Raw genomic sequence first — 15404 nt, 5'->3', positions numbered from 1 at the left:
TAAAACGCGCGGCATATCAGCGTTAACCAGCGCGTACCTGACAAAGACACAAAGACTATCTAAAGTAGCGAATTATTCGAAAGGGATGAAAAGTGCATCCAATGCGCAGGGAAGTGCAGGCCGGGGATATCGAACTGGGCAGTCCGCTGAAGTCGGCGCTGGTCGATGAATTGGGTTTTCCCGTGGCCGATGAAGGCACGGTATTCCGCACAGCCGAGGAACTTGTTCTGGTGCTCCAGGCTGGCCGCTGCTTCTGGGCCGGCGATATGGCGCCCCTGCGTGCCGACGCACCCAGCGCCCAGTGGCACGATGGCTATGGACTGCTGATTGGCACGCTGCTGCACGTGAAACGCCCGGCCGACCCAAATCGCGCTGCGGTCAGCCGCCTGATCGGTTTCCATGATGGCGCGATTTTTATCGGATGGCCGAGTTTGTCCGGTAATCCCGTCCCGGAAATCCCCGATGGCGAAACGGTGCTGTTCCGTGGATTCTCGGGCACCAGCATTCATAGTTTCTCCGCCCGCATTCAGGCAACGTCCCGGTCGCCATTCCCCTATTGGATGCTTGGCGATATTCAGCACCTCGACGCGCGCGAAATGCGCGGCAGTATCCGCGTGCCCGTGCGACTGGTGGGCGCATTATCCGCTGCCGATGGCACAGGCTCGCCGCAAACCGTGCTGATTACCGACCTGAGCCTGGGCGGCGCGTCCGTTTCCACCGCATCGAGCGAACTCGGCCAGCCCGGCGTACAGGTCAGGCTGGAATTCACGCTACGCGCCGCCGGCCTCAAAAAGAAGTTCTCGGTGGAAGGCTGCACCCGCGAAGATCCCGACGCGGACCCCGCCGACCCCTTCCACCATGTCGGCGTGGCCTTCGATGCGTACGGTGAGCGTGAGGCGCTGCTGCTGCATTCGTATATCCACGAGCAGTTGCTGGAGAATGCGACGATGCGGCCGGGGGGAAAGCCGGGCGGGCTGTAGCGACAGCGAGGTGTGGCAAAAACCACAGTAAATGTAGCGATTTAGATACGTTTGCGACATTAGCGCTTACCATGCGGGCTCTCTCCCGGCTGTACACAAGCGATGTCGATTCATAACAAGAAAGCCCCCGCATCCCCCGCATCCCCCGCATTCCCCGTTTGTCCCGCATTTCCTTCGTCTTCTGATCTTCCACGGCGTTCTCCCGTTGCAAAGGGCGTCTCGCTGCTGATGGCGGCTGCCGCGCTGTCGGGATCGGGCGCGGCGCTGGGTGCGGACATCGTCTTCCGGGGCAGCACGCTGGCTGCATGGTCGGCCACCGGGTCGTGGACGGGCGGCGCAGCGCCCGGGCGCAACGACCGCGCGATTCTTGGCGGCACTTCCGCCACCCGGATCAACTTCCTGAATGGCCCTGCCATAGAAATCGGCTCCGTATGGATTCGCGATGGCAGTGTGGTGTCACGTTTCGACAATGAGGCGATGCCGGAGGTGCATCTGTACGGCACCGATGGCGTGGGCGTGCAGAACGACAGCGCCATCACGATGCAGACATTCTTCCGCCGCACCGTGCTCGAGAACGACATTTCCATTCGCGCGACCAACGTCAACGGCGGTGGGTACACGATGCCGAATGGCCTCACCGTGGCCGGGCTGTGGAAGGGCATCGATCTCAATGGCCATACATTGACCTTCGATATGGTGAACGCCGTCAATCGCACGGATCTGGGTGTTGCGATCAGAGGGCAGGGTGATGTCGTCAAGATAGGCGCTGGCGTATTCGCCACGACGGCGGCGCATGAGTACATCGGCCGGCTGTTCGTCGATGCCGGCAGTGTCGTGCTGACCGGTGGCGGCTCCTTCGCCAACGCGAGCGAGGTCAACGTCAAGTCCGGCGCCGTGTTCGATGCATCGGGCGTGGCGCCAGGCAGTGCGACCATCCAGAGCTTGTCTGGGGACGGTCGTGTAGTGATGGGCAACAAGCGGCTGGACATCACCAATGGTTCGGCTACCGTGTTCGGCGGCAACATCGAGAGCACGGGCGGCCTCGGCATCGTCGGCGGCACACAGGTGCTCTCGGGCGCCAACACATATGCTGGCGGCACAACGATTGCATCGGGTGCCACGCTGCAACTCGGCAACAGCGGCAGCGGGGGCAGCATCACGGGCGATGTGACCGCCAATGGCACACTCGCCTTCCAACGCGCCGATAGCTGGACTTTCGACAGCTCGGTGAGCGGCAACGGCGCCGTTGTCCAGCGAGGCACAGGCAAGACCGTGATGACGGGCGACAGCGCCGCCTTCACCGGAAGCACCACCGTCCAGTCCGGCACACTGGCTGTCAACGGACGCCTGGGCGGATCGATGGATGTGCTGAGCGCGGCGCGGCTCCAGGGCAGCGGCATCATCGGCAACACCACCAATGCGGGGACCATTGCCCCTGGCAACTCGCTCGGTACGCTGACGGTGGCCGGCAACTACGCGGGCAACGGCGGCGCGCTGGAGATCGAGTCGGTACTGGGCGGGGACAACAGCGCAACGGACAAGCTGGTGGTCACGGGGAACACCAGCGGCAGCACTAACGTGCGGGTGATCAACGTGGGCGGCGGCGGGGCGCAAACCGTCGAGGGCATCAAGGTCATTGATGTCGGCGGCACGTCGGCCGGCAGCTTCACGCTGGTCGGCGGCGACTACACGTTCCGGGGCAGGCAGGCTGTCGTGGCAGGCGCCTACGCCTATACCTTGCAGAAGAACGGCAACAGTACGCCGACGGATGGCGACTGGTATCTGCGCTCGACCGTGGCGGAGGTGGCTCCCAGCGACAGCGCCTCGACCCAGCCGCCATCGGATACGACGCAGACAGTCTCTGCCGTCCAGCCGCTGTACCAACCCGGTGTGCCCGTCTACGAAGCCTACGCGCAAAGCCTGCAGGCCATCACGCGCTTGCCCACGCTTCAGCAGCGGGTGGGCAGCCGCCAGTGGACCGAAGGTGGCCTCGCAGGCGGCACGGGTGCATGGGCACGTACCGAAGGCGAGTTGCGTGGCTCATCGTCGAAGCACTCCACCAGCGGCACGGCGGTGGACACCGACGTCTGGCGAGTGCAGGCGGGGGCTGACCACGCGCTGTGGCAGGCGCGCGATGGGGGTGCGCTGGTGGCTGGCCTGGCTGCGACCTACGTCCGGGGCAACGCGCGGGCACGCTCCCCCAGCGGCGATGGCCGCGTCAATACGGACGGATACGGCCTGGGCGGCACGATGACCTGGTATGGCGCGAATGGCGTGTATGCCGATGCGCAGGCACAGTTCACGTGGTATCGCAGTGACCTGAATTCCGATCTGGCTGGCCGCATGGCCAGTGGCAATCACGGCGACGGTAAGGCGTTCAGCCTGGAACTGGGCAAGCGCACCGAAGTCGGCAACGCGCTGACGTTGACGCCGCAGGCGCAACTGATGTGGTCACAGACCAGCTTCGATGACTTTACCGACCGCTTCGGCGCGCGGGTGTCCTCGCAGAACGGCAAGAGCCTGCTGGGTCGCGCCGGAATTTCCATCGATCACAAGAACCGCTGGCAGGAAACGTCCACGCAATCGCGCAGCCGGAACGTGTACGGCATCTTCAACCTGAACTACGAGTTCCTCGATGCCGCCCGCGTCAATGTGGCAGACGTTGCCTTCCTGCGGCGCGACAACCGCCTTTGGACGGGGGCAGGCGTGGGCGGCAGCTATGCCTGGAACAACGACCGAACCATGGTCTATGCCGAAGCATCGGTCAACACGCCACTGCGCAACTTCGGCGATAGCTACAGCGTGCAGTTGATGGCTGGATTGCGCGCCAGGTTCTGAGGCGGGAGCTACGCGCTGCGCGGGCCATCCATGATGAGCAACTCAAATACCGCTTCCAGTCTTGCTGCCAACTGATTGGAGTCGGCCTGCGTCAACGCGGCCAGTTCGACTATTTGCCGCATGACCTGGAAGCCGGCAATGACGGACAAGAACATCGCGGCCCGTTGACCCGCGTCTTTGCCCGGCAGCAGCAAGGCGAGCGGTTTGGCGAAATGCGTTTCGAATTTCCTGCGCAGGATGTCCGTGGCCAGCTTGTTGTTCGCGGATCGCAGCATGATCAGGAATCCATCCATCGGCGTCAGGTCTGGCGCCGTCTTCGCCACCAGGGCGGCAGCAGCCTCGCGGCATAGCGTCGATACATCGGGCGCGCGCTCCATGACATCCCCCGTGAGAATGCCCGGCGTCGACAGGACCACGTCCACCACTTCCTCGAACAGTTCCTCCTTCGATCCGAAATAGCGATTGACCAGCATCGCGGTCACCCCCGCTTTCTCCGCGATATCTCGTACGCCAATGTCATAGCCCGATTCCGTGAACGCCTGGCGCGCTGACGTGAGGATGGCCTGACGCGTGGCAGCCCCTTTCTTGCCGAGTGTCTTCATAAATCAAACAGTCGTAGATTTTTTGATTTGTGAAGTATACACTCGTAGAACTTTGGTGTCATCGAGGAATCATCCACATGGATCTTCAACTGAAAGGAAAGCGCGCCCTGGTCACGGGATCGACTGCCGGACTGGGCGAGGCGATTGCGAAGTTTCTGGCGGCGGAGGGCGCGACCGTGATCGTCAATGGCCGCAGCAACGATCGTGCAAAGGCCGTTGCGGCAGACATTGCGGAGGCGGGTGGTCTGGTTGAAATCGCCTTGGGCGACCTGGCGACAGATGCTGGTGCCGACGCCGTGGCCGCCACGGCGCAAGAGGGCGGTCATGTCGACATCCTGGTCAACAACGCGGGCTACTACCATCATCTGAACTGGAGCACGGCCTCGCCCGACAAGTGGATCGAGACCTATGACGTCAACGTCTTGTCCGCCGTGCGCATGATTCAGCGACTGGTGCCTGCCATGCGCGAAGCCCGATGGGGCCGCGTGATCCAGATCGGCGGAGGACTCGCCGGTCAGCCGATCCCGATGCAGCCTGACTACAACGCTTCGCTCGCTGCGCGACACAACCTGGCCGTCTCGCTGGCGCGCGATCTCAAGGATTCCGGCGTGACGTCGAACATCGTGGCGCCCGGCGCGATTCTGGTGCCAGCGGTCCGGGAGCTGCTGGAGACAATCGCGCCGCAGCACGGATGGGGCGATACATGGGAGGACATCGAGCGTGGCTGTGTGCGTGACATGGTCCCGAACGACATCGGCCGTCTGGGCCGTCCCGACGAGATCGCGGCAGCAGTCGCCTACCTGGCAAGTCCCTATGCCGACTACATGAGCGGCGCCACGATCCGCGTCGATGGTGGCACGATTCGTTCCGTGTTCTGACGTACGGCCTCCCATCGTCGATGAGCAGAAGCGGTGGGGCAGGCGGTGAGAGCGTTAGCCAACCCTGCTTCGGAAGGGGACGCTGAAGAAAGGACAAAATGCGTGCAGCCTAGGAATTGCCTTCATAAGAAACATATATCGGCGTCATGGCGGGATATCTTTAGATCGAGGGGCGCCATAAGCCTTTTACGCACGGTCTATGCCTGCCTGTGGCGATTTATGCTTGAAAGCGCTCGCAAATAGAGTGTGCCTGCTCAGGCTCGGCACGCGTTGCGCTTTTCATACGAATTCCGTCGGTTGGAGGTGACGGCATTTTATGCAGTGGTGCGATTTGCTATCTTCACCGGCATGCCAATGACATACACCTGCGCAATCTGTCGCAGGACACCACGGTAGCCGATCGATGAAGATGCGAATTCTATTGCTCGCCCTGCTGGCACTGGCGGGTTGTGCCCCGATGGTCCAGACCGCCCCAGTGCAACTCAAACCGCTCGCCGATGGCGCATCCGTGCGAGCCGTCCGCTTTGAAAGCAACGCGGAAGTTCGTCTCGATACCGGCTACACGCGCACCCTTGCGCAGAGCTCGGTCTGGAAACCGGCCGGGCGCTTGGCGCAGGGAACCGTGTATCGGCCCGCAGACACAGTGTTCACGATCGAAGGCCGGCAGGTCCACGAGGCGTATCTCGTCATTCAGGACAAACGGCTTGTCGGTTTCTACCTTCCGGGTGAGCAGAGCTACTCACCCCTTTCCACTGCAGTTCCCATTACAACAGGAGAAATACAATGAAACGGGTCGCACGCATGATGTTTGCCGCAGTAGCCGTTACGTCGCTGCTGGCTGGCTGTGCCTCTGGAGTCAAGCATAGCGAGATGGCTGCATCGATGCCGACGGTGAAGGCGGGAGAAGGGCGCGTCTACTTCATGCGCTCCGCATCGATGTTCGGCGCTGCCATTCAGCCCGAAATCCGTCTGAACAACGAAGTCGTTGGCGAATCCAAGCCAGGTGGCTTTTTCTTCGTCGATCGTCCGGCTGGCAAGTATGTTGCCGCGGCTGCCACGGAAACCGAGAAGACGCTCAGCTTCGTGCTCGATGCCGGCGAAACCAAATACGTGCGTAGCTCGCCCTCGATGGGCCTGATGGTGGGCCGTGTCGTGCTCGAACTCGAGACGCCCGAAAAAGCGAAGGAAGAACTGTCTTCGCTGAGCTATACCGGTACGCCGGTCAAGACCGCAGCCAAGTAAGTTACAGGCGCGGGTTTCGGGAGCGGGGCTTGGTGGCTTTCCTCCCGATCCAGCATCCACGAGGACTCGTACACGTCCTATAGCAATGTCGGCTGCCTAACGCGATCGTCGTATCAGACTGACATGGTCCCGGAGCCAACGAGTTCAACGTCCTTCAACATGGCTTGCTGCTACCTTTCGCAGCAACGCACCTAAAGCCGCTACCAACAGATTCGGTCTTTTCCACATCTTGCATGTCTGACTGTGCTTGCGGCGTGGATATTGCCGTTAAAACGCCAGGCTCACGGCAGCGATGACCACTTGGTCCTGGGATGCCGGGTTGAACCAATAGACGCTGCCTGTGACTTTGCCGAACGTGAGTTGCAGCAATCCGCCGCGCTGGAATTCGCGATCTCCTCCATAGATTCGCGTGCGCTGTGCAACGAGCCCTAAGCGCAGCCACGGCAAGGGGCGGTATCCGAGTTCGCTCCAGGCATAGGTGTAGGGCGTGGTGGAGCCTGTGCCGGGCAGATACTCGGCTTCGATGTAGTAATCGAATTTGCTGATCGCCAGGCTTGCTTCCGCGCCGACGATGGGGCCGTGCGCGCTGCCTGCGACAAAGCCGACGATGGGAGTGATTTTGTACTGCACGGTCTCGCCACCGGAAAACGACCAGCCGATAAAGGCCGATTGGGCATGTATCGCTTCGTAGTTGACGCGTGCCTCCAGATGAAGCGAACCATGATCGGCAGTGAAGATGCCCGAGCCGTAGCTACCCTCATGTCGTGGCATGTTCCAGAAGCCAGTGGCCAAGAAGCTCCAGGCCGGCGGTGGCGCGCTGGCATCCGCCTGGGCCACGTCGATTTCCTGGGCGTATGCGCACTGGAAAACCAGGCCAATCGCAGCGCCTGCCAACAATGCACGCACGTCATCCCCCTAATGCGATGACCGCCGCAGTCAGGGCAACACCGAGCGCCATCATGCCGAGGCCGGCACGCCACGGGCTGATGCCGCCGTAATGTCCCAATGCCGCGCCACTAGCGAAGAGCATGATCAGGGTCAGAACCCGGGAAACGACGAGGGCCGTTGTGACGTCGTCCCAAATGACAAAGGGTAATGCGACGGGGAAGGTCGCCAGCACGACGATACAGAAGATCCGAAAGGCTGCCAGCAAGTCGCCACTCCGCAACCTGGGACGCGCGGGCACTGCCGCGCCGTTGAGGAACCGCCGCCGCAACGGTTCGAGATCCTCATCAGAAACATGGGCATTCATGGCTGGCGGCAGGGCGTCTCGAATCGCATCGATGCCGGATGCAGGATCGTCGCGTCTGGTAATGACGACGAGCTTCTGCAGCATGCCGCGTCCTGCCAGCGTCCGCACCAGGTACATGATGGCATCGACCAGTCCCCAGGCGAGGTTGCAACCTATGGCTGTGCTCAACATGGTGCGGCCGGCATCGGGGCCGGCGGTAGCGGAGGAAACTGCGCCGACGAATGTCAGCGCCATGAAGAGCCCGAAGCACGTCTCGGATACGCGATCGACGATATCGAGAGTCGGCCCTCGCTTTTCAGCGGACTCCTCTTGCGACGAATTGACAGACGACATGCAAGTTCTCCCTCTCTGCCTGCAGAATCGCCGTCACAATTGACGTGTTTCTGGAAAGTAGACCCAAGCATGTCCGTCATCCATTGGACCAATGGCCTATTCTGTAAATGAGTCGCCGCCAGTGCCGCCATTCTCATAAGAACGCGTTTAATAAATTTCGGCCGGCAGGACTCCAACCGAATGGTGCATGTGATGCAATCTGCGCGCGCGTGGCTTGGGACCGGCCTTCTCTCGGTGGCTTTGTGGTTATCGGGCGCGCTTGTCGGAACGGTATGGTGCGCGCCTCCCTCCGCACCTGCGTCAGCACCGCCTGCAGCAGACCCTGCCAGGAAACTGGACCTCACGGTGAAGCCCTGGCGCGGCGACTTCGACGCGATGCTGGAACGACGCGTGATTCGGGTGCTCGTGCCATTCAGCCGCACGTTGTACTTCAATGACCGGGGGCAGGAGCGCGGCCTGACTGCGGATTTCGTGCGCGACTTCGAGCGGTACATCAACAAGACATACGCGAGCAGGCTAGACAAGCGTCCCGTGACCGTGGTGATGATCCCGACGACGCGTGACCGCTTGCTACCGGCCCTCAACGATGGCCTCGGCGATATCGCCGCCGGTAATCTGACGGTCACCGATGAGCGACTGAAACAGGTCGACTTCGTGACCGCCAGCGCGCGGAAGCCCTCCCGGGAGCTGGTCCTGACGGGGCCAAAGTCACCGGCACTCTCAAACCTCGACGATCTGAGCGGGAAGACGGTGCACGTTCGCCGCTACAGCAGCTATTACGAGAGCCTGAACGCGCTCAATGGCCGCTTCCGCCAGGCGGCCAAGCCGCCCATGAAGATCGTGCTGCTGCCAGACGCGCTGGAGGACGAGGATGCGATGGAGATGATGAATGTTGGCCTCCTGCAGATCATCGTCGTGGACGACTGGAAGGCGCGCATGTGGGCGCAGATGCTGCCGAATGTCACGGTCCACGAGAGCATTTCCGTGCGCGAAGGGGGCCATGTTGGCTGGGCCATGCGAAAGCAAAGTCCCCAGTTGCAGGCGGCTCTCAGCAACTTCTATGACAACTACATCAAGAAACAGAGCATCGCGGAGATACGTCTGAAGCAGTACATGCAGGGAATCAAGCAGATCCATAGCAACGCAGAAAGCACCGAACTCAAGCGGTTTGCGCAGACCGTGACGATATTCGAGAAATATGGCCAACAGTACAGTTTCGATCCGCTAATGCTCGCTGCGCAAGGCTTTCAGGAATCCCAACTCAAACAGGATGCCAAGAGCCGGGTTGGCGCAATCGGGATCATGCAATTGATGCCCGCAACGGGCAAGGAACTCAATGTAGGTGACATCAGGTTGGCCGAGTCAAACATCCACGCGGGCACCAAATACCTGGATCAGCTCATGACACGCTACTTTCAGGATGCGAGGTTTTCCGACGTTGACCGGCCGCTGTTCGCGTTTGCCAGCTATAACGCGGGACCCGGAAACATAGCAAAAATGCGCAGGCTCGCGACGGAGCGTGGATTGAATCCCGACGTATGGTTCAACAACGTTGAGATTGTCGTGGCGGAAAAGATTGGAACGGAGACCACAACTTACGTACGGAATATCTACAAGTACTACGTATCCTATCGGCTGCTGAAGGATGCCGAGGCCCAGCGCCAACGCGCAGTCCAACAGATCAACCGTTGACTGCGGTGGTGGGAAATGTGAAAGTCGTCGGCCATGCGAGGCATCCATGGCAACGCATGGCGCGACGGTGTGTGCCGGCACGCGTCACGGCGCCGGCTTGATGTTCTGGTTCGTGCAGAACAGGTTTTGCGGGTCGTAGATGCGCTTGGCCTTGGCCAACCGGTCGAAGTTGTGTCCATACGCGGCGTTGACGCGCGCGGTCTCGTCCTCCGTCATGAAATTCACGTAGACGCCACCCGTGGCATACGGCGCCGCCGCGTTGAAAAAGTCGCGCGCCCAGCCGATGCAGGCGGCATCCTCGTCGGTCCGGTCCCAGCGCGAATGCACATTCATCACATATCGCGCGTCGCGGTGGTGGTACGCCGTGGCATCGGGCGACACGCGGTTGGCCACCCCGCCCACCTGGCCGATGAAGATCTCGGCATTGGCCGACGGCCCGCGCGCGGCGAAGTCGGTCATCAGGTCGATGGCCGCGTCGTCGAGCCGTGCGAAGTTGTGAGATTTCCAGTAGTTGCGCGCGCCCGGCGTCAGCAGCGGATCGAATGCCTGCTGCCACGCCGCGTAGGGCACCGGGCCCACGTGCTCGCCCACGGCCTGGCCAAACGTGCGAAGTGGCGCGATGTCCTTGTCGGCGGTAGCCGCGTCGCCCGTGTGGAAGACGGCCAGCACCACCACATTGGCGCCATGCGCCGACGACGGCAGGAAAGGCAGCGGCGGTGCACGGCGCAATACCACCCAGACGTTCATGTTGTCGGGCATCGACGTTTCCGTAAAGGCACGGTACTGGCGCAGTACCGACTTGCCTTCCGCCGCCGGGAACACGATCAGCCCGGCCGTGACCATCGGGCCCACCTGATGCAACCGGAACTGGAACAGCGTCACCACGCCAAAATTGCCGGCACCACCTCGCACCGCCCAGAACAGCTCCGGCTCGTGCGTGGTATCGGCCCAATGGCGCTGGCCGTCGGCCGTGACCACTTCGCAGCCCAGCAGGTTGTCGACGGTCATGCCGTACTGCCGCGTGAGCCAGCCAAACCCACCGCCCAGCGTCAGTCCGGCCACGCCCGTGGTGGAATTGATGCCGAGCGGCGTGGCCAGGCCCAATGCCTGCGCCTCGTGGTCGAAATCGCCCAGTGTGGCGCCCGGGCTGACCCAGGCCACACGGTCCCGGGGATCGATATGGACGCTGCGCAGCTGCGACAGGTCCACCACCAGCCCGTCGTTGCAGATGGCGCTGCCGGCGATGTTGTGCCCGCCGCCGCGCACGGCAATCGACAAGCCATGATCGCGCGCGAAATTGACGGCCTGCATGACGTCCGCCGTACCGGTGCACTGCACAATGACCGCCGGCCGGCGGTCGACGGTTGCATTCCAGACGGTACGCGCGATGTCGTATCCAGGGTCGTTCGGCAACAGCACCTTGCCGCGCACGGCGTGGCGCAGCATGTCGACATGATCGGCGGCTAGCGTGGGCATGATGGGCTCCCCATTTCTGTATCGAAGATCGCTGACAGTAGAGAGACTCATGCAAGGCACGCGCCAGCGTCCACCAAGCCGCCCCGGCGCGAAGGTCGGCGCGATGTTGTACCTGCTGAGGGAGTGGGGGCCGACGCAATCGGTTGCATCGGTGAGGCGGCGCACGCGAGACTTGGCGCCGCCGGCGAGCCTGGCCTTTCACCCACAAACCGTGCGATTTCGACTTATATAGCTTTCGATCGATTTACGTGGGGACACGTCACCAAAAGCGTACACTGCGTGCCTCCAGCAATACCAACCCAAAACACCAAGCCAAAGAACATGAAGAGAGCAGGGCGGATCAAATCCTGGCATGCCGACAGGGGCTATGGCTTCATCGACATCCACGCGGATCTCAAGGACGTGTTCTTTCATGTGACTGCGCTGCGCACGCGCGCTGTTCAGCCGAAGGTGGGCGACCGCGTGAGCTTCGAACTTGCCAAAGGCAAGGATGGTCGAATGCAGGCGCTAAACGTCGCCATCGCGGGCGCCCCAAAGTCAGGCAGTGGCGCCGGGGCGAACTGGATACCGGCGCTAGTCGGAGTAATGGCGTTGGTCGCAATCGTCCTGGGAGCACTGGGCGGCTATCTTCCTCGATTCGTCGGCATTGTCAGCGTGACGGCCAGTGTCATCGCCTTCATCGCGTACGCTGACGACAAGGCCCGGGCAAATCGGAAGGCCTGGCGTATTCCGGAGGCCAATCTGCATCTCGTTGCACTATGCGGAGGATGGCCAGGCGCGCTGGCTGCGCAACACCTGCTTCGGCATAAGAATCGGAAGCAGGCATTTCAGATGGTCTTCTGGGCGACAGTGGTCCTGAACATTGGCGCGCTCGTGCTGTGGAAAACAGTCGTTGATTTCACGACGGCCTAGCGTGTCTCACGGCGTTAGGTCTTGCCAGAGGACATTCTGATCTGGCTGGAAGCGGACATTCTGGTTTGGCCCTTACAACCTTGTCCAGGCTGTCCTCAAATGTCGCAGGGCTGGCCATTTTCAGATGTCGGCACGGGCGTACGGTTTGTGCGGGGTGGCATCCTTGACCTGGGGTTGAGGGTGGGGCGGTGGTGCTGGCCGGTAGCGGTCGAGTCCGGAAGCAGGGTGGGGCGCATGCAGATCGGCTCCGCGGCAACCGGCGTCGAGGGATAGCTGATAGCTACCAGGGCCTTGGCGGGGGACCGGGTGCCGGAGTCGTCCGACGCCGTGACCGTCGCAGAACGACCCAACACGGACTATCGGCGGGCTAAATTAAAGGTCCGTTCATTGTTCGTAAACAGTCGCGCGAGAGACGGAAGCGTGGAAATTTTTCGAATTGCCCCAGGCTTTTAAAGCGTCACGTAGCCCAGTGTGTCAGAACACATGCTTCAATCCCACCATCGTCCCGAACTGGTTGCCCCCGGGCGTCGGGGATGTGTTGGTGTTGTCGCCGCTGCTTACCGACAACGCCAGATCGCCACGGTTATCGATGAAACCCGCTGTCACATACGCCGACGTGCGCTTTGAGAACGAATAGGTCACGCGCACCGCTTCCAGCCATGCCTTGTTCGGGCTATGGCTGTAGCGTAGCCAATAGATCTGCGCCGCGAGGTTAAGTGCCGGCGTGAGGTCATATGCTGCGCCGACGTAATAGAGCTGGCTATGCGGCGTCGTACTGCCGTCGTTGTCGCGAATCGTTCCTCCTATGCCCACCTTGACGTTGTTCATCAGCGAATATGCGCCGAAGATAAGCCGGTTGTCCTTGAGCCCGCTGCTCGTGAGTCCACCGGTGGCGTCCGCGCCGCCGCGCAACGACTCGTAGGCTGTGGAAACGCCCCACGTGTTCGTGTCGTAGGCAATCATCGCCGACCATCCGCGGCAGGCTTGGTTGTCTGCAGGGTTCTCGCCCGCGCAGTTGGCGCCTGCAGGTGCACTGACAACATCACGCCCAAGACTGTAGGTACCGGCGATGGTGATGTTGCCAAACTTTCCGCGGTAGCCAATAGCATTGTCAGCGCGAGGGTTCGCCCGATAGGAATCCACCACGTTGCCGCCGTACACGTTCGAGGTCAGGATGTCGGAGTCGAGCGTCGCCCAGAACTGCATCGTGAACTGTCTGCCAAACGTGAGCTGGCCCCAGCGATCGCTGCTCAGGCCCACGTACGCCTGGCGGCCAAACAGACGTCCGCCCTGGGCAGATGTTCCGGACTCCGGTGCAAATCCGGACTCCAGTACGAACATGGACTTGATTCCTCTCCCGAGATCTTCCGTGCCGCGCATGCCCCAGCGCGAGGGCACCGTGCCCGTAAATTTGGGCATCCGTACCACGCCAGTACTTGCCGCGCCTACGTGGTTGATGTACTCGACGCCGTTATCGATCAGCCCGTAGAGCGTGACCGACGATTGTGCAGACGCGACGCTGGGCAGAACCGCCAGCGCGCCGAAAATCCATTTCGAACCTTGCATGGTCTCCTCCATTTTTATGTAATTTTTTCTGCAATCGGCTGCGTTCGGACGAACGCAGTCGTCGCGAGCACGCGACAGGGTCGTGGCGCGAATGGGGTGCTTCAGTCGTGGGATTTACGCAGGTGGAGGCGCGACCTCGCACCTCGAAGTCAAGAGGACCGGGTATCGGCTTGCAATGTCACGCGACGGTGCGAAATGCGCCAGTGACCATCGTCGCAACGACGAAAGCTGTCTTCGTAATCGGCGAGCAGCAGTTGAGGGAGCACCGTCAGGGGGAACGTGACAGGTGCCATGGCCTTTACGACGACGCCTATTGACGTCGCAGTAGCATGCTCCACATCGCTTACATCGACCACGATGTTCGAAATGATGTGTCGCGAGTAGTTTTGCGGCCGCGCCACATAGAACGCGCGCAGCGCCGCATGCCCTTTTACGGCTTGCCCATCGGGGCGCAGCCAGATCCCGTCGGGGGTAAAGGCGTCGAGAAACGCGTCAACGTCGTTACCGTCGGCCGCTTTCGCGTATCTGTGAATGGCCTTCGTGCAGCTCCACTCGGCCAGCATGATCGCCATCGTTGCATCATCCATAAGCGCTCCCTGTGTGTTCTGCAGTTAGTCGAGGCGGATGTTCCTGGCCTTGATCAATTGCGCCCACCTCACCGATTCACGCTTGATCTCGGCGGCCATGTCTTCGGGCGTCGACGTCACCGGCTCCGCATACGCGATCCGGATTTTCTCGATCAGTTCGGGGTTTCGACTGGCCTTCGTGATCTCCTGATTCAGGCGCATGACGATATCGCGTGGTGTACCAGCCGGTGCCCAGAATCCTTGAAAGCTCCCCACATCCGTGCCGAGAACCAACTCGGCGATGTTCGGCACGGTTGGTGTCGCTGGATTGCGTTTTCCATAGCCCCACACTGCGAGTGCCTGGACGCGTCCCTCGCGGATGAATGGCACGGCGTTCGCCGCAGGCTCCCAGACCATCGGCACCGAGCCGCCCACCACCTCCTGCAGCGCGCCCCCTTTGTAAGGGACGTGCACCATGTCCATGCGTTCCTGGTTAAGCACAAGCTCCATCACCAGATGCGGAAAGCCGCCGATCCCGTAGGAGGCGTAGTTGTACTTGCCAGGATGAGCGCGTACGAGTGCGGCGAGATCCGGCACGGTCTTGGCGGGAAAGTCCTTGCTCGTGACCAGATAGAGGCCATTGCGCACCGTCTGAGCAACCGGCACGAAATCCGTGTCCACGCGGAACGGTAGTTTCTTGAAGGCAAACGGGTTGCTCACGAACGAGTTCGATACGGCGTACAACAGTGTGTATCCGTCCCCCGGCGCTTTCGCTACCACGTCCTGGGCGATGTTGCCCGTGGCTCCAGGCTTGTTGTCGACGACTACTGGCTGTCCCAGTGCCTTGGAAAGCTTCTCGCAGTAGAGCCTGGCAATGACGTCAGCGGCAATTCCGGCGGGCACGCCGATCACGACCTTGACAGGTCTGGCAGGCCACACTTGTGCGAGCGCTACCGCGCTGGCACAGGCGAGGGACGCCGCCACAATGAGCTTACGAACAACAATAGCGGGTTTCATATGGTCTCCGAGCGCCGGTCGGGCCGGCTGTCTGTTTTTGATACTTGTTG

The 15404-nt window shown here is 61.5% G+C and carries 14 protein-coding genes; 7 read left to right on the top strand and 7 right to left on the bottom strand.

Going from position 1 to position 15404, the window contains the following annotated elements:
- Window positions 1-101: 101 nt before the first annotated feature.
- Together ABDB81_RS19825 and ABDB81_RS19820 are read left to right on the top strand one after the other, a co-directional pair.
- Window positions 102-980 carry a flagellar brake protein gene (locus ABDB81_RS19825; protein WP_137925585.1) on the top strand — a complete coding sequence of 293 codons (879 nt, stop codon included), beginning with the start codon at window positions 102-104 and terminating at the stop codon, window positions 978-980.
- Window positions 981-1208: 228 nt separating this feature from the next.
- Complete coding sequence (locus ABDB81_RS19820; protein WP_346813019.1) at window positions 1209-3818, top strand: autotransporter outer membrane beta-barrel domain-containing protein; 2610 nt, start codon at window positions 1209-1211, stop codon at window positions 3816-3818.
- 8 nt (window positions 3819-3826) lie between these two features.
- Here the strand turns inward: ABDB81_RS19820 and ABDB81_RS19815 are convergent, their stop codons facing one another.
- Window positions 3827-4420, bottom strand: coding sequence for a TetR/AcrR family transcriptional regulator (locus tag ABDB81_RS19815; protein ID WP_346813016.1), 594 nt, complete (start codon window positions 4418-4420; stop codon window positions 3827-3829).
- Between the two features lie 77 nt (window positions 4421-4497).
- Between ABDB81_RS19815 and ABDB81_RS19810 the strand changes: the two genes are divergently transcribed.
- The 3 genes from ABDB81_RS19810 to ABDB81_RS19800 all read left to right on the top strand — a co-directional run bounded on the left by ABDB81_RS19810 (window position 4498) and on the right by ABDB81_RS19800 (window position 6540).
- A complete protein-coding gene (locus ABDB81_RS19810; RefSeq protein ID WP_346813013.1) occupies window positions 4498-5298 on the top strand; it encodes an SDR family NAD(P)-dependent oxidoreductase in 801 nt (266 codons plus the stop codon).
- A gap of 403 nt (window positions 5299-5701) precedes the next feature.
- Window positions 5702-6085 (top strand): hypothetical protein, encoded by a 384-nt coding sequence (locus ABDB81_RS19805; RefSeq protein WP_346813011.1) that lies wholly within the window; start codon window positions 5702-5704, stop codon window positions 6083-6085.
- The gene (locus ABDB81_RS19800) at window positions 6082-6540 is read left to right on the top strand and encodes a DUF2846 domain-containing protein (protein ID WP_346813010.1); all 459 of its coding nucleotides are present in this window, start codon (window positions 6082-6084) and stop codon (window positions 6538-6540) included. Before ABDB81_RS19805 ends, ABDB81_RS19800 begins: the two co-directional genes overlap by 4 nt.
- Window positions 6541-6807: 267 nt before the next feature.
- On the opposite strand, the gene ABDB81_RS19795 is transcribed toward ABDB81_RS19800, so the two are convergent.
- Both ABDB81_RS19795 and ABDB81_RS19790 read right to left on the bottom strand, forming a co-directional pair.
- A complete protein-coding gene (locus tag ABDB81_RS19795; RefSeq protein WP_346813009.1) occupies window positions 6808-7377 on the bottom strand; it encodes a hypothetical protein in 570 nt (189 codons plus the stop codon).
- 70 nt (window positions 7378-7447) lie between these two features.
- On the bottom strand, window positions 7448-8125 hold the full coding sequence (locus ABDB81_RS19790; protein ID WP_137924385.1) for a VIT1/CCC1 transporter family protein: 678 nt from the start codon (window positions 8123-8125) through the stop codon (window positions 7448-7450).
- 180 nt (window positions 8126-8305) lie between these two features.
- Between ABDB81_RS19790 and ABDB81_RS19785 the strand changes: the two genes are divergently transcribed.
- Window positions 8306-9817, top strand: coding sequence for a transporter substrate-binding domain-containing protein (locus ABDB81_RS19785; protein ID WP_346813008.1), 1512 nt, complete (start codon window positions 8306-8308; stop codon window positions 9815-9817).
- A gap of 84 nt (window positions 9818-9901) precedes the next feature.
- Here the strand turns inward: ABDB81_RS19785 and ABDB81_RS19780 are convergent, their stop codons facing one another.
- Window positions 9902-11293: an FAD-binding oxidoreductase gene (locus ABDB81_RS19780; RefSeq protein WP_346813007.1), complete on the bottom strand. Its 1392-nt coding sequence runs from the start codon at window positions 11291-11293 to the stop codon at window positions 9902-9904.
- A gap of 321 nt (window positions 11294-11614) precedes the next feature.
- Here ABDB81_RS19780 and ABDB81_RS19775 point away from each other — a divergent pair, with 321 nt between their 5' ends.
- Window positions 11615-12205 carry a cold shock and DUF1294 domain-containing protein gene (locus ABDB81_RS19775; RefSeq protein ID WP_160473807.1) on the top strand — a complete coding sequence of 197 codons (591 nt, stop codon included), beginning with the start codon at window positions 11615-11617 and terminating at the stop codon, window positions 12203-12205.
- A gap of 474 nt (window positions 12206-12679) precedes the next feature.
- On the opposite strand, the gene ABDB81_RS19770 is transcribed toward ABDB81_RS19775, so the two are convergent.
- The 3 genes from ABDB81_RS19770 to ABDB81_RS19760 form a co-directional block, all read right to left on the bottom strand.
- Window positions 12680-13771 carry a porin gene (locus ABDB81_RS19770; protein ID WP_137924383.1) on the bottom strand — a complete coding sequence of 364 codons (1092 nt, stop codon included), beginning with the start codon at window positions 13769-13771 and terminating at the stop codon, window positions 12680-12682.
- A 149-nt stretch (window positions 13772-13920) separates the two neighbouring features.
- A complete protein-coding gene (locus ABDB81_RS19765) occupies window positions 13921-14358 on the bottom strand; it encodes a nuclear transport factor 2 family protein (RefSeq protein WP_137924382.1) in 438 nt (145 codons plus the stop codon).
- Between the two features lie 24 nt (window positions 14359-14382).
- Window positions 14383-15354, bottom strand: coding sequence for a tripartite tricarboxylate transporter substrate-binding protein (locus ABDB81_RS19760; protein WP_346813006.1), 972 nt, complete (start codon window positions 15352-15354; stop codon window positions 14383-14385).
- Between the last annotated feature and the right edge of the window lie 50 nt (window positions 15355-15404).

The sequence above is a fragment of the Cupriavidus sp. DL-D2 genome, assembly GCF_039710735.1.
GTDB lineage: Bacteria > Pseudomonadota > Gammaproteobacteria > Burkholderiales > Burkholderiaceae > Cupriavidus.
Note: the sequence above shows the minus strand (reverse complement) of the source record. Positions and strands in the feature narration are given on the sequence as shown.